This is a genomic window from Haloarcula laminariae, from assembly GCF_025457605.1.
GTDB lineage: Archaea > Halobacteriota > Halobacteria > Halobacteriales > Haloarculaceae > Haloarcula > Haloarcula laminariae.
The window spans coordinates 1,329,143-1,346,046 of sequence record NZ_JAMZFY010000001.1 but is presented as its reverse complement, the minus strand read 5'-3'; the positions used below and the strand labels follow the sequence as shown (position 1 = coordinate 1,346,046).

The 16,904-nt window shown below is 65.9% G+C and carries 12 protein-coding genes; 7 read left to right on the top strand and 5 right to left on the bottom strand.

All coding sequences use genetic code 11. The features are described from left to right. The first annotated feature begins 401 nt into the window (after positions 1 to 401). Together NJQ98_RS06970 and NJQ98_RS06965 are read left to right on the top strand one after the other, a co-directional pair. Entirely contained in the window at positions 402 to 2,273 is a 1,872-nt protein-coding gene (locus NJQ98_RS06970) for a right-handed parallel beta-helix repeat-containing protein (RefSeq protein WP_262177340.1), read from the top strand. 94 nt (positions 2,274 to 2,367) lie between these two features. Further along, positions 2,368 to 3,282 carry a hypothetical protein gene (locus NJQ98_RS06965; RefSeq protein ID WP_262177338.1) on the top strand — a complete coding sequence of 305 codons (915 nt, stop codon included), beginning with the start codon at positions 2,368 to 2,370 and terminating at the stop codon, positions 3,280 to 3,282. A 45-nt stretch (positions 3,283 to 3,327) separates the two neighbouring features. Here NJQ98_RS06965 and NJQ98_RS06960 read toward each other — a convergent pair whose 3' ends face one another. The 5 genes from NJQ98_RS06960 to NJQ98_RS06940 all read right to left on the bottom strand — a co-directional run bounded on the left by NJQ98_RS06960 (position 3,328) and on the right by NJQ98_RS06940 (position 10,004). Beyond that, entirely contained in the window at positions 3,328 to 4,614 is a 1,287-nt protein-coding gene (locus NJQ98_RS06960) for a hypothetical protein (RefSeq protein WP_262177337.1), read from the bottom strand. Continuing rightward, positions 4,611 to 5,414 (bottom strand): hypothetical protein, encoded by an 804-nt coding sequence (locus NJQ98_RS06955; protein WP_262177336.1) that lies wholly within the window; start codon positions 5,412 to 5,414, stop codon positions 4,611 to 4,613. The genes NJQ98_RS06960 and NJQ98_RS06955 overlap by 4 nt, the downstream gene beginning before the upstream one ends. 355 nt (positions 5,415 to 5,769) lie before the next feature. Beyond that, entirely contained in the window at positions 5,770 to 7,599 is a 1,830-nt protein-coding gene (locus NJQ98_RS06950; RefSeq protein ID WP_262177335.1) for a hypothetical protein, read from the bottom strand. A 177-nt stretch (positions 7,600 to 7,776) separates the two neighbouring features. Next, positions 7,777 to 8,988: a glycosyltransferase family 4 protein gene (locus NJQ98_RS06945; protein ID WP_262177332.1), complete on the bottom strand. Its 1,212-nt coding sequence runs from the start codon at positions 8,986 to 8,988 to the stop codon at positions 7,777 to 7,779. Continuing rightward, entirely contained in the window at positions 8,985 to 10,004 is a 1,020-nt protein-coding gene (locus tag NJQ98_RS06940; RefSeq protein WP_262177329.1) for a glycosyltransferase family 4 protein, read from the bottom strand. Before NJQ98_RS06940 ends, NJQ98_RS06945 begins: the two co-directional genes overlap by 4 nt. 741 nt (positions 10,005 to 10,745) lie before the next feature. Between NJQ98_RS06940 and NJQ98_RS06935 the strand changes: the two genes are divergently transcribed. The 5 genes from NJQ98_RS06935 to NJQ98_RS06915 all read left to right on the top strand — a co-directional run bounded on the left by NJQ98_RS06935 (position 10,746) and on the right by NJQ98_RS06915 (position 16,872). Further along, a complete protein-coding gene (locus tag NJQ98_RS06935) occupies positions 10,746 to 11,573 on the top strand; it encodes a polysaccharide deacetylase family protein (RefSeq protein ID WP_262177326.1) in 828 nt (275 codons plus the stop codon). A 219-nt stretch (positions 11,574 to 11,792) separates the two neighbouring features. Next, positions 11,793 to 12,872 (top strand): GNAT family N-acetyltransferase, encoded by a 1,080-nt coding sequence (locus tag NJQ98_RS06930; RefSeq protein ID WP_262177324.1) that lies wholly within the window; start codon positions 11,793 to 11,795, stop codon positions 12,870 to 12,872. A gap of 5 nt (positions 12,873 to 12,877) precedes the next feature. Then, positions 12,878 to 13,924, top strand: coding sequence for a GNAT family N-acetyltransferase (locus NJQ98_RS06925; protein ID WP_262177321.1), 1,047 nt, complete (start codon positions 12,878 to 12,880; stop codon positions 13,922 to 13,924). A gap of 381 nt (positions 13,925 to 14,305) precedes the next feature. Then, on the top strand, positions 14,306 to 15,673 hold the full coding sequence (locus NJQ98_RS06920; protein WP_262177318.1) for a nucleotide sugar dehydrogenase: 1,368 nt from the start codon (positions 14,306 to 14,308) through the stop codon (positions 15,671 to 15,673). After that, positions 15,673 to 16,872 carry a glycosyltransferase family 2 protein gene (locus NJQ98_RS06915; protein ID WP_262177316.1) on the top strand — a complete coding sequence of 400 codons (1,200 nt, stop codon included), beginning with the start codon at positions 15,673 to 15,675 and terminating at the stop codon, positions 16,870 to 16,872. Before NJQ98_RS06920 ends, NJQ98_RS06915 begins: the two co-directional genes overlap by 1 nt. The last annotated feature ends 32 nt before the right edge of the window (positions 16,873 to 16,904 follow it).

Sequence of the window (16,904 nt, the reverse complement as noted above, 5' to 3'; positions counted from 1 at the left end):
CTGGCGAGACACTCTTGGGTGCCGTAGTGGCGAAAAGTGCATGCTATCAGTACAGAGCGCAGTCGGTCGGACCGCTAGCTCGGGGCGGGGTCCGACGGTTCTACCGGCGGCGTCCAGGTGGCCGGCGCGTCGATTCGACATCCGTGCATGGGAGAACGCATGGGGAAGCCGGCTATTGGTATTCAGTACATACCGCAGTCACCGTAGGACACGCGCTTCCGGCGGAGCGCTGCCCGCGCTGGACCTTCCATCGGGACCCCGGCAGCGAACGGTGTCACGGCCCGCAGGACCGCGGTAAGGTGGTCCTTCGGGCGGAGGCTGGCCGCTGTGAGGACTGTATCGCACTTTGACAGCAACAGCAGCCGGTCCATACTCATGTGTTATCGGCCGAAACCGGCGGTATGTCCGACGAGGGGCAGCCACGCGGGGAGAGCGCTGGAGGCGGTCAGTCGCACAGTCGGCGCCGACAGGTGCTGGCGCTCCTGGGTGCCGGAATCGCCGGCGGGGTTGTCGGGTCGGGGCTAAACGAACTACTCGAAGACGACGACGGACTCGACGGGACTGTCGACGTCCACGCGCCGAACGATTCGAGGGAGTACGACGTCGTACTCTCCGAGACCGACGACGGGTACAGCGCCGTCGACCCGGAGGGCGGGACGATCAACTCGGGAGCCGACGGCTGGCGCGTGCTCGAAAACAGCATCGATGCCGCCCCCGACAGCGGCTCTATCCTCGTCTCGGGGGAGTACGCGGGCAGGTCGGCTATCGACGTGAACAAGTCCCTCAGGATACACGGGAAGAACGCGGTTGTCGACCATCGCGGGGACGGCGAGTTCGCGTTCCGCTTTCAGGGGACCGAACGGTTTCAGACGTCTCTCGCCGCCGCCGTCGACGCCGGGACCAACAGTATCGAACTGGACAGAGCGTCGGGGGTAGAGCGCGGCGACATGGTCCTGCTCGAAGACGCGGACGGGGCCGGTGTGCTCGGGCGCGGGAAGCCGCCCGGCGAGCCCCACAGCGTCCTGTCCCGGGACGGGCGCACCCTCCAGCTCGAGGACTCGGTCGTCTGGCAGGAAGGGTACGACGCGGGAACGCGCGTCTACGTTCTCGACCCTATCAGCGTGCAGATGTCGGGCTTCCGGCTCCAGTCACAGAACGGGAGCGGGGACTACTTCGGGGTGCTCGCACAGGCCTGTCGGGACTCCCGCTTCGAGAACCTCTGGCTCGACCGGTTCGGGAACCGCGGGATACTGTTGGAGGCCTGCGCGAACAGCCGAGTACACAACTGCACCGTCCTGCGGAGCGCCGACATCCAGAACGGCAACGGCTACGGAATCCAGGTCTGGGCCGGCTGCCACGACATCCTCGTCTCCGGGTGTACCGCAAAGGAGTGTCGGCACCCGCTCTCGGTGACCGCCGGCGGTCCCCGGGAGGTCGCCTCGCGGTCGCTCACGTTTCGCGACTGTTTCGTCACGGCCGACGGGTCGGCCGCGCTCAACTGCCACGGCGGGTCGGCCCACGACGTTCGGTTCGAGGGGTGCAAGGTCCACACCCGTGGCGACCCCGGCGTTCGGACGGGCGCCAGAAAGACCAACGTGGCGGGGTGTGAGTTCCGGATGGACGGTCACAACGCCATCGACACGCGCGACGACGGCCAGGCGATGCAGCTCACGGTCACCGACACGGACGTCTTCGGTGCGGGCACCGCGGTCCACCTCGACGGGGAGGCGGAGTTCGAGTTCGCCCCCAGCTGGAAGCTCGTACAGCTCGACGGGGTGCGAGCCAACGGGTGTAGCCGGTTTTTCAACCTCGACACCGAGAACATCGACCGGGTCCGCGAGCTGGTCGTCAGCGGGTGTTACTGGGACGAAGTCGACGGGGAGGGGTTCCGGATTTCGAACCGTATCGACGGCGGCATCATCGAGGGCAACGACTTCGGCGGCGCGCTCTCGGAGTCACACGTTCACGCTCGCGATACCCCCAACACCGACGTGAACAATCTGCAGATAGTCGACAACCGGTTCCGCCAGCCGACCGGCGGGACCACGTTCGTGCGGCTGGCCCACAGCCAGCAGTGTGAGGTCTCGGACAACACGTTCGAGGCGGACGCCGACGTGGGGATATACGTCGACGGCCCCGGGTCGACCGGAAACATAGTGAGCGGGAACACGTACTACGCGCCGTCGCCCGCCAGCGACCCGGCCGACGTACACAGCGGGTCGGTCGCCCGAAACAACGCGGTCTACGACACGGACAGCGGGCGATGGCGCTGACTGGACGATAGACGGACCCTTCCCGGTGATATCGGCCGACAGCGCGCGATACCCTCCAGCTACTTATATCGGAGACATGCGGGAGTAGCAACTGATGACGCTGCTAGAGAAAGTGAAAGCCGGGGTGAACGAGCCGCGCAAAGTCGTCCGGGCTGTGAACCAGCAGTACGACACGCGGGTCCGGCGGCCGGACGTCGACCGGACCCGGGTGTTCGAGGCGGACTGGGACAACCTGCTCTTGCTCGACGCCTGTCGGTTCGACCTCGCGGCGGACGTCTTCGAGGCCGACGTAGCCGCTCGGTGGTCCGGCGGGTCCAACTCCGAGGAGTTCCTGGAGTTCAACCTGGACGGGTACGAAGCCGACGACACCGTCTGGGTGACCGCGAACCCCCACGTCAGCAAGTACGACGACCGGATTTTCGAGGTGGTCGAGCTGTGGGACACTCACTGGGACGAGGAGCTACAGACCGTGCCGCCGGAGGCGGTGGTGGAGGCGACGCTGGCGGCGGCAGAGCAGTATCCCGAGAAACGCCTCGTCGCGCATTTCATGCAGCCCCACTACCCGTTCATCGGCGAGATAGGCCGCGAGCGCCTGCCGAGCCACGGCTCCTTCACCGGGAACGGCATCAGAACGAACGGCCGGGCCCACGAGGACATCTGGACGTTACTCAGGGAGGGGGAAGTGTCCCGGGAGGTCGTCGCGGCCGCGTACCGCGAGAACCTGGAACTGGTACTCCCACACGCCGAGGAGCTCGTCGACGTACTGGACGGGCGCTCGGTGATTTCGTCCGACCACGGGAACGTGTTCGGGCGCGAGATAGGGCCGATTCCGATGCAGCTGTTCGGCCATCCGTACGGGTTCCGCCTCGACGACCTCATCAAGGTCCCGTGGGTCGAGTATCCGGCCGACGAACGCCGGTCGACCGAGGCGGGCGAGATAACGACCGCGTCGGCGGAGAACACCGAAAAGCGCGAACAGCGGTTGCGTCAACTCGGATATCTGGAGTAGCCCGCGCCGGCGGACACTCGCGTCCGCTGAAAAAACGGGCGCGCCTCAGTTCGGCGTTTTCGAGGAGGACTTCTTCTCGGTCGAGACCTCCACGTCGCGTTTGTAGCCCCGCACCCAGTCGAGCAGCCCCGAACTCGGCACGTCGAGCGTCCGGGTCTGCTCGGTGTAAGTGGGGTAGCCGCCGACGTTAGACTGGCTGTCGACGAAGCCGTAGTCGCTGTTGAGTCGGCTGACGATGCCCTTCTCGACTTCGGGCCGCCGCGCCGGACGGGGGCCGGTGCGCGCGAGGACGAACTCCTTGACCTCGGAGGCCGGAACCACGTCCTTGTCGATGTCGAGCCCGTCGGGCAGTATCGGCGGTGAATCGACCATCTCCGAGTCGCCGTCGGTGAGCGGGTGGTCGTTCGGTTTGGTCTCGACGCTCTGGGTGTACAGCTTCGCGCCGTACTGGAAGACCTCGACCTCGCTGTCGGAGTCGTTGCCCTCCTCGTAGAGCAGGCCGGCCGCGGTGACGTCGGGGTTCGACGAGCCGTTGAAGTGAGCCATCAGCCCCCCGTAGTTGTAGACGTAGTTGTTCGCGATGACCATGTCGCCGCGGCTCATCGGGTTGCGCCGGTTGGAGTGGGAGAACAGACAGCCCATGACGGCGAGGTCCGTGCTCCCCTCGTCGTTGAACAGCATCCCGCGCGAGTGTGTGCCTTCCGGGTGGATGGAGTCGTACAGCGCCTCCGCGAAGATGGAGTTGATGAACGAGCCGCGGGCGACGGCGTTGGACGCGCCCGCGTTCTCGTCGGTCCCCCAGGCGACCGTACAGTGGTCGACCATGATGTCGTCCGCGTCGAGGACGAGCCCGTCGGAGGCGCCGTCGGTCCCGTCGCCGATGAGGACGCTGATGTGGGACATGATGACCCGTGGCTCGTAGATTCTGACCCGCCCCCGCGTGATCGTGATACCGGGGTCGGGCGCCGTCTCGCCGGCTATCCAGACCTCGGGCGAGCGGACCTTCAGTTCCTCGTCCGGGTCGAGCTGGATGACCCCGCCCACCTCGAACACGACGACGGTCGGGCCGTCCGCGGCGTTGTCGAGCGCCGCCTTGATAGAGCCGGACCCGGTCGATTCGGTCGTCGTGACCTTCTCGACGTTGAGGTCGTCCCCGGCGGACTCCACCCAGGAGGTGTCCGTGAACGTCTGGTCCCAGCCGAACCCGCTATCGGTCGGTGCGGTGCTGGTATCGCTCCCGCTGCCGCCGGCCGCGCCGGCCGTGACCCACTGGCCGTTGCGCCGTAGCTTGGGCGTGCCCTGATTCCAGCTCCCGCTTCGTTTGAATTTCATTGGTACTCCGAGGTGTCTATCCACAGCGCTCGTGGACTCACGTTCTCGAACTCCTCCTCCGGGTCGCGCGGACGCATGTATATCTCGTCGACGTCCGTCGAGACCGGGCACGTCACGGTCCGCTCCTTGGCGCCGACGAGCCAGTCGAAGAAGTAGTACCAGCTACCGACCGGCTCGTTCCAGGTCGCGGTGGGCGTGTTTACTGTTCCCTGCAGGAAGTTGACCTCCGGGTCGCTGTAGCGTTCGTCGGAGTAGTCCGCGGTGCTCCAGTCGTTCTCGTCCGCGAACCGCCGACGGAGCGGAATCGGGTCGCCGCTCGGGGCCCCGCGCTGGAGGACGTACTCGTCGTTCGGGTCGGCACCCGACGAACCGGATTCGGGAACGGTGAACCCGAGGTCGATTCGCTCGGCACCGCCCGACAGCGTCACCGTCTTCGATGCGACGACGGGCGGGTTGTCGGCGCCGCCCCGGAACTGGCGGAGTTCGACAGTGAGGTCGGCGTTCGAGACGCTCGACAGGTCGGCGTCGACCACGACGCTGTCGATGTCAAGGTCCGACGCGGTGAACACGACGCCGTACCCGCCGTCGGTGTAGGCGGAGTCGTGGTAGGTCCCGCCGATCAGTGCGCCGACGTTCGTTCGGACGGAGTCGATACCTGTGACGGACCCACCGGCGCCGTCGGCCGCGTCCAGTGCGGTCTGGATGTCCTCGTCGATGAGCTGCCAGTTCTCGTTTATCGGTACGTGCCAATCCAGTTCGCCCCGGTCCGGTAGATTATAGCCGCGATTTTCAGTAGTCATTGTCGTTGTAGTAGGTCGCGTTCGGTCGGTTCGTGGCGTCCATCACATCCGTCGGGCGTCGCCTCGACACGTCGGTCCGCCAACAGGCGGTGCCTATCGAGTCGCCGTCGGGTATGGTCAGGAACCATGTGGTGGTAGGGCCCTGTTAATATGATAAGTATTATTACAAATTTGCTATCGTTGGAGGCGTTTGCGGACCAGTAGGTGAGTTCCGTACACCAGATACATACCGGATTTCAGTTAGCCAAATTATATAATACCACCCACCCGGCTGAGCGGGCGGCCCCGAAGACAGCCCGTAATGCCATCCTACTGTCGTGTTAGCGGGTCATTTCCGGCGGAGCGGGCGACAGGCCTACGTCGCTGACGTTCCGTTTCGCGCGCCGGCCGGGTCGACGAGATACAGGTCGTAGCCGCCGTTCGACTGGACCTTGTCGATGCCGGGTTCGGTGTCCAGATACGCGAAGTCCGCGTCGCTGAACCTGAACCCTTCCCAGAGGACAGGGTCGCGGACCCGGTCCGCCTCCGGAACCGGGACGTACTGTTGCCGGTCGTAGTACGTGCGCAGGGAGCGGTTGGCGAAGTGGTCCGGGATGCCGTGCTCGCCGGAGTGGATGCCCCTGTTACCTTCAGCGTAGTACGACTCCCCCGGTCGGTCCGACTCCCCGACCGCGTGGCCGTACCGGTACGTGCTGGACCGGATGTCGTCGAAGGTGGTCGACCGGTCCTGGTACTCGAAGGTCGTCTCGTAGCCGTGCATCCCCGACTCCGTGACGTGCTGGGAGTCGTAGTAGATGTACGGCGAGGCGAAGACGACGGGGAGCGAGAGGGCGAAACACAGGCAGAGCACGACCACGACGAGCCCCGTCGAGACCGAAGGCGACAGCCGCTCGCTGAGAGCCCGGAACCCGCGTCCGAGCGCGATAGCGCCGAGAATCGTTCCGAACACCATCATCATCGCGAGGTGACGGAAGTACTGGTCGGAGACGCCGCCGACGAGGAAGACCACGAACAGCAGCGTGAGGGCGACGAGGCCGCCGTAGAGATACATCGGCAGCATCTGTCCGCTGGTGCGCGAGGCACGGGTGTACCACCGCCGGCCGCCGCTGACGTACCTGAGTGCGATTACCAGCAGGAGCCCGGTCAGCAGGACGTAGAGCAGCTGCACCGAGAACAGCTTCAGGAAGATGCCGAGCAGACTGCCGCCGATCTGTTCCAGGGACCCGGTCCGCGTCGCGGCCTTGCCCCCGACCGTCGTGTCCTGAAACGGAATCAACGCGACCCGCTGGAGGGTCCCCCAGAACATCTCGAGGTTCCAGACCCAGAGCGAGAACACGGTCGCGAAGAAGCCGACCTCGGGGAGGAGCCAGCGGCGCCACTGGTCTGTGTTGACCCCGCGCCAGAAGTCGTAGCCGACCTGCCCCGCGACGACGACGCCGGAGAGGAGGAGGAGATTCGCCGCCTGCTGGGGGTGGAGGATGACGAACGTCGTCGCGACGACGAGAAACAGCCCCGACAGCCTGACCGTTCGCTGGTAGAAGACCAGGAAAAAGACCAGGAGAAACGCCGGCGCGAACAGGACCGCCTGACTCGTCGGGAAGACGTACTGGTGGGCCCCGAGATGGTTGATGGGGAGCAACAGCAGTCCGGAGAACAGGCCGATGTACGTCGTCAAGGTGTCGCCGGTTAGCTCCCGAACGACGAGCGGGACGAACACGAAGAAGCAGACGAGGAACACGACAACAGTCACGAGCATGACGTGCCGGACCGAGAGCCCGGTCACCATGTGTAACACGCTGCCGAGCGTGTGTACGGCCGGATACCGGCTCTCGGTCATGCTCATGGCGCCGCTGCTGAGGACCTTCGCAGTCCCGAGGTGTGACAGCGGGTCGGCGTCGCCGATATAGTAGTACCCCCGGATGATGGGGAGCGACACCGTCACCGTCATCGCCAGCAGGCCGAGAGCGCCGCCCGCGGCGCGGACGTGTGGCTTCGCGGCCCAGAACACGACCAGCACTGAGAGCAGGACGGCGAGGGAAACGAGCCCCCAGAACGACGCCGGCGTGCCGGCATAGATATCCAGTTCGTAGCCCGTCACCGGCGCGTTGTACGCGACGGCAACCGCGGCGCTAATCCCGAGATACCCGACGAAAAGCGCGCTCTTCGTAAGTGTGTGTGCTCGCATCGTATCGGTTTCTACTACCGTATCACGGCAACGGTCACATCGTTATACTCGCCCAAATCGCCGGTAAGTGACTGCAACTCGGGGCGTGCAACACGGCGCCGGCCGCGCCGGAGGCCGACCGGGTCGCCCGCCGGCGGCTCGCCGCGGGTTCGCCGTCCCCCCGGAGCCGCAGCTGCGTCACGGCCCCGAGATGATGTCGGTGAATATCCCGGCGTACGTCTCGTAGACCGCGTCCAGGGCGTAGTTGTCCTGCAGGTACTCACGGCCCGCCCGCCCCGTCGCCGCGGCCTCGTCCCGGTCGTTCCAGAGCCGGTCTACAGTCTCGGTCAGCTCGTCCATCGTGCCGGTCCGGTAGCCGACCCCCGCGTCCGCGAGGAGTCCGTCGAGGACGGCCCGCAGCGAGACGACCGGCACGGCAAAGCGCCACGATTCGAGGACGGTGTTGGGGAACCCCTCGTAGGCCGACGTGTTCACGTAGGCGACGGCGTCCCGGTAGTGGCGGTCGATTTCGTCGGGCGGGACGAACCCCTCGAACGCCAGGTTCGGGAGCGCGTCCGCGCGGTCGACGATGCCGCTCCGGTAGGCGGCGTCCTCGGACCAGCCGACCATCCGGAAGTCGACGCCGGGGAGCCGCTCGGCCAGGTCGAGGAACCGCTCGGGTCGCTTCTGGTCGGGGTCGAGCGTCCCGACCCACAGCACGTGGCCCCGCTCCGACGCCGGAACGACCTCGTCGTCGGGAGGGACGGTGTAGCCGTTCGGGACGACCGTCGACTGGATGTCGAACACGTCCGCGAGGATGTCGCGCTGGTGGTCGGTCTGGGCGACGACCCGGTCGGCCCGTCCGATGGCGTCGACGTAGGCCAGTTTGGGCAGGGTGTACTCGAACAGCCCGTGGTGGGTGGACAGCTTCGAGAGCTCGACGTTCGAGTCGTTGGCAACGACGTAGACCAGCGACTCGTCCAACAGCGCACAGCAGTAGCTCGCCAGGATACAGAGGGGCGGGTTCCCGCGGACGTAGAAGAGGTCCGCGTCGACGCGACGGATGGTCCGGAGTATCTTCGCGAGCGCTTTCGGCGCCGCGACCGCGTCGTTCGTCGCCGGGAGCGTGTTCCAGACGTCGAACCCGTCGATTCGTTCGCGGGTGTCGCCCTCGGACTCGAAGGAGACGAACGAGACCGTGTGGCCCCGCTCCCGAAGCCGCGTCGCGAGCAGGTACTGCTGTCGCTGAGCCCCGCCGACGTGGGTCTCGGCACCCGGCTCCAGATACGCCCGGATGTACGGGCTGATGAAACAGACGTGCGAGCGCGGGGGGAGCGTCACGTCCGCGTCCGACGGCGCGTGAACGCTGTGCCCGGACGCGGCCGCCTGACCGTTCGCCGGCGCGGTCATTGCTCCAGGACCGACTCGTAGATGGAGAGTATCCGCTCGCCCATCCGTTCGAGGCTGACCTCCTCGACGAACTCCCGCCCGTCGGAGCGTGCGCCCGACTCCAGGACGGCGATGAGCCCGTCGACCAGTTCGGAGTCGGTCGAACAGACGTAGGAGTTGTCCACCGGCCCCAGCCGCGTCCGCGTGTCGCCGGCTTCGGTCGAGACGACGGGGAGGTTACAGGCCATCGCTTCCTTGACCGTGTTCGGCGACCCCTCGCGGAGCGATGGCATCAGGAGCGCGTCGGCGGCGTTGTAGTACAGCGGCATGTCGTCGAAGTCCACGTCGTCGACGACCTGGAGCCGGACCCGCTCGTCGACCGCCTCGTCGACGCGCTCGACCGTCTCCCTGGCGACGGGGTAGCGTTTCTTCTCGTTCGACGGGTGATACGGGAAGATGACGTGGCGTTCGTCCGGGTTCCAGCCGACGGCCTCCTGGGCCCGCACCTGGTCCATCGGGCTAAAAAGCGACATGTCGACGCCGCTCGGGATAATCGTCGCGTCACAGGGCAGGGCGTCTTTCATCTCCTGGCTCCGGACGATGACGTGGTCGCTCCGGGTGGCACAGAGCTTCGTCAGCTTCGGCTGTAACCCGCCCAGCCGGTCGCCGAGTACGTCGTCGCCCCAGAAGGTCATGACGACGGGGCGCTGTGGCTGGCCCAGCCCCAGCGGCGCGACGACGCCGGAGTTGATGTGGACCAGGTCGTAGTCCTCGACCAGCGACGACTTGAGAATCTGGGGGTACAGTATCGACCCCCGAATCGCGTAGTAGACCGGGTTGTGCCCGGCGATGCTGTTCAGCAGGCCCGTGTGGATGTTGTCCCCGCCGTAGACGTGGCCCCCGTCCCGGAAGTCGCCGGTGTACACCGCGTCGCAGTCGACGCCGAGCTCGTCGAGGATGTCCAGCTGGTTCAGGAAGAACTCCATCCCGGCGCTCGACACCTGCAGCACCTTCAGCGACGAAGCGTCGCTAGCCACGATACCACCCCGGACACCGCCGGCGCGACCCGTCAGCGGCCGACCCCCTGGGCGGAGGTGCTCGACGCGGCGCGCTCGTCGAGAGCGGCGGTCTCATAGCTCTCGCCGGAGGTGATACTGCCGGCTGTCCCGAACTACCGGCGGTTGCCACCCGCGGGTGGCGGCTATCCGTCCGAGCGTGCGACCGACCCCGGAGCGTACGGTGGCCGGCGAGCCAGTGGCTGTGCGAGCGACGTGGGAGACAGCGCGGACTCGCCGGGATGTCGGGAAGTCGAATGCGAATGTCATTGCCAATGTGGCACCTTCGGTCCGAAGCTACTGTGACTTGAGAGATAAGTATCGACGCCCTGTCCCGGGATAACCCGGACATAACCGCACATAGCGGGCGGTCATCTGAGGACGTATCACGGAGTGTGGGTGCCGTATCGGCCCGCCGGAGCCGACACCGCCGGCGTCGGAAATTGCGGCCTCCTTCGGGAGTTTGGACGGCGAAACGAAAGCGGCCGCCCGGCGTATCGTCGCTATTACTAATATTTCGGTGCCGGTAGCTGGCAGTGCTCGAATGAGAGTTGTCACTGATACGTTTGGTGTAAGTGTGCCGGCCGGAGCGGGTGCAGGTCGGCGATATTCGTTTTCGGACTGCCCCCGACCGGCAGCGGACGCCGAGGCCGTCCAGGGACACCCCTGCGGACGGTCCGGACACACGGTCGACGACCGCAATCGACACGTGAGGACGGCCTGATGAGCGCCGACAACCGACGACACGCCTGTATCACGCTCGACCTCGAAAACAACTGGAATTTCGACGACCCGGAGCTACAGTACGCGACGTTCGACTATCTCGACGAGTACATCGACCTCATCGACGGGCTCGACCTCCCGCTTTCGGTGTTCGTCGTCGGGGAGACGATAGAGGAACGGCCGGACGCCATCGAACGGCTCCAGGAGCGCCTGGAGGTCGAGTTTCACCTCCACTCGTACACGCACGACCTCTCCGGGTCGGCCGACCTCCGCCGGGAGGTCCGCAGGGGGAAGCAGGCGTTCGAGTCCTTTTTCGGCCGACAGCCGGCGGGGTACCGGTCGACCCAGGGGCGGGTCGACCGGTCCGACCTGCGCCTCCTCGAATCGGAGGGGTTCCAGTTCGATTCGAGCGTCTTTCCGACCTACCGCCCCGGGGTGTACAACAACCTGGACATGCCGATCGAACCGTACCGGGCGGGCGACCTGTACGAGATTCCGGTCGGGGTGGTTCCGAAGCTCAGAATCCCGCTGTCCCAGGCGTACATCAAAGCGATCAAGACCCCGTTTCTCCCCGTGCTTCGGCGCGTGCCGCTACAGGACGTCGTCGTGTTCAACACCCACCTCCAGGATTTCTATCACACGCGAGCACACGAGGAGCTCGACTACCCCAAGCGGTTCTTCTACGGTCGGAACATCGACGCCGCCGAGAGCGTGTTCAGGCAGGTCGTCGAGACGCTCCGGCGGAAGGGTTTCTCCTTCGTCAAGATGACTGACGTGTACGATAGCTGTACCGCAAGCGCCGCGACGGAGCGGAACATCCGGCAGTAAGCTCCGACGACGACCGCCCTGGGGCGTGATTGCGCGGCTGGGACCGCGACTGCGCGGGATAACGCCTGCATACTAACGACCCGAACTCCCGTCTGCTCGAACTGATATGTCAACCGGCTTGTCGTCGGCCCTGTCTCGAAGACCCGAGGAACCGTCGTTCGAACCCGTCGCCGGACTGCTCGCACAACAGTCACGCGGCCGCGCCAGGGGAGGACAGCGATGCTAGACTCGCTACAGACGACCGAGCAGTACACCGTAGACGAGTGCGATGACAGGCGGGCCTGGAACGAGTTCGTCGACCGCAACGACGGCCCGGCGTACAACCACTGGGGCTGGAGCGACGCGGTCGCGTCGTACGGCCACGACCGCTGGCACCTCGTGGCCCGCGAGCGGGCGAGCGACGAGATAGCGGCCGCGCTGCCGCTGTACCACGTCGAAAGCCGTCTCTTCGGGTCGAAGCTGCTGTCCCCGGCGTTCGCCGAGCGCGGCGGCATCGTCTGTGCCGAGACGGCGCAGGCATCGAAGGCCAGGCGGCTCCTGCTGGAACAGACCAAGCGGCTCGCGGCGGAGCTGGGCGTCGATTACGTCAGCCTCCGCGGGGACCGGGACACCGACGCGGCGGAGTTCGACGTGAAGAACAGATACGTCACGTTCCGGCGAGCGACCGACGTCGGGGCCGACGCGGTCTGGGAGGGAGTCCGGGACAGCCGGCAGCGCCAGATAACCCAGGCCGCCGACAACGACGCCCTGGAGTTCAGAGTCGCGGATTCGATGGCCGACCTGAAGACGTACTACCGGCTCTACCTCAGAACGATGCACCGCCACGGGAGCCCGGCCCACTCCTTCGAGTTCTTCGAGACGCTCTGGGACCGGATGCAGGCGGACGGCCACTTCCGTCTCAGCCTGATACTGCACGAGGGGGAGGCGATAAACGGGATGGTCGACCTCTCGCTCGGGTCGACGGTCTACCAGTGGGGCGTCGTGAACAACTACGACTACCGCGACCTGAACGGCGGGAGCCTCCTCCTCTGGAAGTCCCTGGAACGCGCCGCGGAGGACGGGTTCGACGCCTACGAGTTCGGCCGCACGCGGGAAGGCTCCGGCGTCTACATGTTCAAGAAGAGCTTCGGCGGGACCAAAACCTGGTACGACGACGTCCACTACTTCCCGGGGGAGACGGTCGACCTCCCCGACCCGGAGGCGGACAAGTACGAGCGGGCCAAAGAGGTCTGGAAGCGGCTGCCGCTGACGGTCACACGCGTGGTCGGGCCGCAGGTTCGAAAACAGATAGGTATCTGACTGGCATGGAGATACGACGCCTTTCACTCGACGAGTGGGGGGACCTGCTCCCGGACTCCGGGGTCGGTCCGTTCCACCAGCCCGAGATGCTCGCACTGATAGACGAACACGAGGCGGGCGACATGCAGCTGCTCGGCGGGTTCCGGGGGCAGCAGCCGGTCGGTCTCCTCCCGGTCTTCGTGCGCACGATGTATCCGTTCCGGTTCGTCATCTCGCCGCCGCCGGGCCTCGCCGTGCCCTGGCTCGGCCCGGTGTTGCTGCCGACGAGTCCGAAGCAGCGAAAACGGGAGAAGCTCAACGAACAGTTCACCGAGGCGGCGCTCGACGCGGTCGACGCCGGGAAGTTCCGGACCCTGTTCGGAATCGTCGGGAGCCCCAAGTACGGCGACCCGCGGCCGTATCTGTGGAGTGACCACAACGTGGAGCCGCGGTTCAACCACGTCCTCGAACTGGCCGACCGTGATGCGGAGTCGGTCCTGCAGTCGTTCACGCGGGACCTGCGAAAGGAGATACGCAAGGGGGACGAGCTCGCCGTGGCCATCACGACCGAGGGGGCGGCCGCGGCCGAGCGCATCTGTGGCGAGCTCAAGGACCGACACGCCGCGCAGGGCCTCGCCTATCCCACGCCGCGGTCGTTCGCACGTTCGGTCGCAACCCGGCTCGGAGACAACGCGAAAGTCTACGTCGCACGGGGACCGGACGGTGAGTTCCTCAGCGGCATCACCCTCCTGCACGCGAACGGTGACGCGATATTCTGGCAGGGCGGCACGAAAGCGAACTACGAGGGAGTGAGCGTGAACAGCCTGCTCCACTGGGAGATACTCACGGATATCCTCGAGGACCCCGACCTGGAGAGCGTCGAGCGCTACCACTTCGGGAACGCGCTCAATCGTCGTATCTCCCGGTACAAGAGCAAGTTCAACGGGGAGCCCGTCGTCAACTACGAAATCAAATCCGACCTGATGGTTCTCGCTCGGAAAGCACACACGGCCCGCAACGAGCTGGCCGGAAAGGGCATCGACGACGTGACGGACTGGGCACTGCCGACGTAGCGTCCGGCTATCCGAATAGGCCCCCGTTACGGGCCGGATGGATGGAGCCGACGCCCGCGTCGGACGTATCCCCGGACCGGCGAAACGAGAAGGCGAACCGGGACACCGAGACCGGGAATCGAGGCTATCTCCCGTCCTTGTAATAGGTAAATTACCGTTTTTTGATAATTGTTCCGCGTCGTGAGTCAGAGAGGGGAGCGCCGTGAGCGCGCTATCGGTAACTGGCCGATATCGGCGTTTTCAATCCTTCAAAACGGGTCCACCGTCCCATATTGAGGTGAAAGTCGGTGTGGAAAGTGGCGCCCGAAGCGGTCCTATAATCGCACTATTGTTGCAAAGCTATCTATAACTATTCATATCCCACTGGGGGTACCGGACAAGATGGCGCATCTGAGCATCGTCGGAATGGGATACGTCGGCTTGCCCCTCGCACTGGCCTTCGACGAGGCGGGACACGACGTCGTTGGCCTCGACACGGACGAAGAGAAAACAGCGCGTTTCAGGGACGGAGAGGACCCGACCGACGAGGTCGGCTCCGAGGCCGTCGACCGAAGCGACATCAGGTTCACGACGAGCACGGGCGAGATTGAGGCGAGCGATTACTACGTAATCACCGTTCCGACGCCGATAGACGAGGAGGGACGGCCCGACCTCTCGTTCGTGGAATCGGCCGGGAAGACCGTCGGCGAGAGCCTCACCGACGGGTCGACCGTCGTCCTGGAGTCGACGGTGTATCCGGGCGCGACCCGGGAGCGGCTCGTCCCCGTGCTGGAGGCGGCGTCGGGCCTGGCGGTCGGCGAGGATTTCTTCGTCGGCTACTCCCCGGAGCGCATCGTCCCCGGAAACGGCGACAGGGGGTTGTCCGACATCGTCAAGATAGTGAGCGGATACGACGACACCGCGCTCGAGCGGCTCTGTGCGCTCTACGGCGATATCGTCGACGCGGGCCTCCACCGCGCCCAGACGATGGAGACGGCCGAGGCCGCAAAGTGTCTCGAAAACACCCAGCGTGACGTCAACATCGCGCTGATGAACGAGTTCGCCTACGGCTGTCAGCAGCTGGGCCTCCCGATAGACGCCCGCGAGGTCATCGAGGCCGCCGCGACGAAGTGGAACTTCCACGAGTACCACCCCGGGAGCGTCGGCGGCCACTGCATCCCCGTGGACCCGAACTACCTCATCTGGAAGTTCGAGCAACACGGGTTCGAATCGGAGCTCATGCGGGCCGCCAGAACGGTCAACGGCGAGTTCGCGAGCCAGATGGTCACGGCCACGCTCGACGCGCTCACCGAGCGAACGCGGATACAGGACCGCGAGCGGGAGGCCGTCAACACCGACGGGGGACAGGTAGCGGACGGGGTGGGAGTGGAGACGGCGCTACAGTCCACGGACGGGACGCCCCGGCTGCTCGTGCTCGGGTTCGCCTACAAGGCCAACACGACGGACACCCGCTCACCGGTGCTGAAAGACGCCATCGAGCAGCTCCGGACGGCCGTCGACGTCGTCGGGGTCGACCCCCACGTTCCGAACGAGCGAGTCCGGCGCGATTTCGACATCCCGGTCCAGACGGAACTCTCCGCCAGCGGCTTCGACGGCGTGCTGTTGGCGACGCCCCACGACCAGTTCACCTCGCTGGACCTCGACGCCCTGAGCAGCGAGATGAACGACCCGCCGGTACTGGTCGACGTGACAGGCACCTACGGGGACGAAGAGGCCGCCGAACACGGGTTCATCTACCGAGGGCTGTAATGTACGCCAACGAGCGCGTCGGCGTGGTCGTCCCGGCGTACAACGAGGAGCAGTTCATCGGCGACGTCATCCGGGGGATTCCGGGGTACGTCGACCGGATATACGTCGTCGACGACGCCTCGACCGACGACACGTGGACCGAGATTCTGGCGGCCCGGAGCGACGACGCCGACCGACAGCGCAGGCGGACCGACGGGGGGACCGACCGGCGAACGGCCACCGACGGGCAGAACCCCGCCGACGCGACCGAGATACTCGACCGACATCTGCCGGAGGAGCAGCCGGGGTTACAGCGGGCCTGGAGCGTCGACTCGCTCGCGGCGAGCGAGGACAGCGTCCGGACTGCCCTGGCAGACCGCGCGAGCGAGATACGCCGCCGGGGGCGCATCGTCCCGATACAGCACCGCTCGAACCAGGGCGCGGGCGGCGCGATAAAGACCGGCTACCTCGCGGCGCTCGTCGACGGCGTCGACGCGGTCGCGACCATCGACGGCGACGGGCAGATGGACCCCGAGGTGCTCTCGGACCTCATTGACCCCATCGTGGAGGGGGAGGCCGGGTACACGAAGGGGAACCGACTGCTGCGGCGGGAGTACCGCAGCGAGATGCCGACGCTCAGACTCGTCGGGAACTTCATCCTGACGTTCCTGACGAAAATCGCGAGCGGGTACTGGCGAGTGATGGACCCGCAGAACGGCTACACCGTCATCTCCCGGGAGTCACTCCAGGCGGTCGGCGTGACGACCCTCTACGAGGACTACGGCTACTGCAACGAGTTGCTCATCAGGCTCAACGTCGCCGACGCGCACATCGCGGACGTACCGACCGACGTGGAGTACGCCGACGAGGAGAGCCACATCCGGTACTCGTCGTACGTGCCGCGGGTGTCGACGCTGCTGTTGCGCGGGTTCCTCTGGCGGCTGAAGACGAAGTACCTCATCCTGGACTTTCACCCGCTGGTCTTCTTCTATCTCTTCGGGGCGGGCGTCACGGGGCTGGGCGTGCTCGGCAGCGTGTACGCGCTCGGCCGTCGCCTCGCCACGGGGTCGGGCCTCGGTTTCGACGGGATGCTCTCGCCGCTGCTGGTCGTTGTCGGCGTCGCGTTCCTCCTGTTCGCGATGGTCCTCGACAGACAGGAAAACGAGTCGCTGGTCCGACCACAGCAGCTCGGCACGAACAGCGCGCGGATGGAATCGTAACTCAGGGGAGAGCGGGCGGGGAACTCACAGAG

Coding starts and splice junctions, on each gene's coding strand:
- NJQ98_RS06950 (WP_262177335.1), bottom strand. CDS start 7,599: ATGCGAGCACACACACTTACGAAGAGCGCGCTTTTCGTCGGGTATCTC.
- NJQ98_RS06945 (WP_262177332.1), bottom strand. CDS start 8,988: ATGACCGCGCCGGCGAACGGTCAGGCGGCCGCGTCCGGGCACAGCGTT.
- NJQ98_RS06925 (WP_262177321.1), top strand. CDS start 12,878: ATGGAGATACGACGCCTTTCACTCGACGAGTGGGGGGACCTGCTCCCG.
- NJQ98_RS06965 (WP_262177338.1), top strand. CDS start 2,368: ATGACGCTGCTAGAGAAAGTGAAAGCCGGGGTGAACGAGCCGCGCAAA.
- NJQ98_RS06970 (WP_262177340.1), top strand. CDS start 402: ATGTCCGACGAGGGGCAGCCACGCGGGGAGAGCGCTGGAGGCGGTCAG.
- NJQ98_RS06915 (WP_262177316.1), top strand. CDS start 15,673: ATGTACGCCAACGAGCGCGTCGGCGTGGTCGTCCCGGCGTACAACGAG.
- NJQ98_RS06920 (WP_262177318.1), top strand. CDS start 14,306: ATGGCGCATCTGAGCATCGTCGGAATGGGATACGTCGGCTTGCCCCTC.
- NJQ98_RS06955 (WP_262177336.1), bottom strand. CDS start 5,414: ATGACTACTGAAAATCGCGGCTATAATCTACCGGACCGGGGCGAACTG.
- NJQ98_RS06935 (WP_262177326.1), top strand. CDS start 10,746: ATGAGCGCCGACAACCGACGACACGCCTGTATCACGCTCGACCTCGAA.
- NJQ98_RS06930 (WP_262177324.1), top strand. CDS start 11,793: ATGCTAGACTCGCTACAGACGACCGAGCAGTACACCGTAGACGAGTGC.
- NJQ98_RS06960 (WP_262177337.1), bottom strand. CDS start 4,614: ATGAAATTCAAACGAAGCGGGAGCTGGAATCAGGGCACGCCCAAGCTA.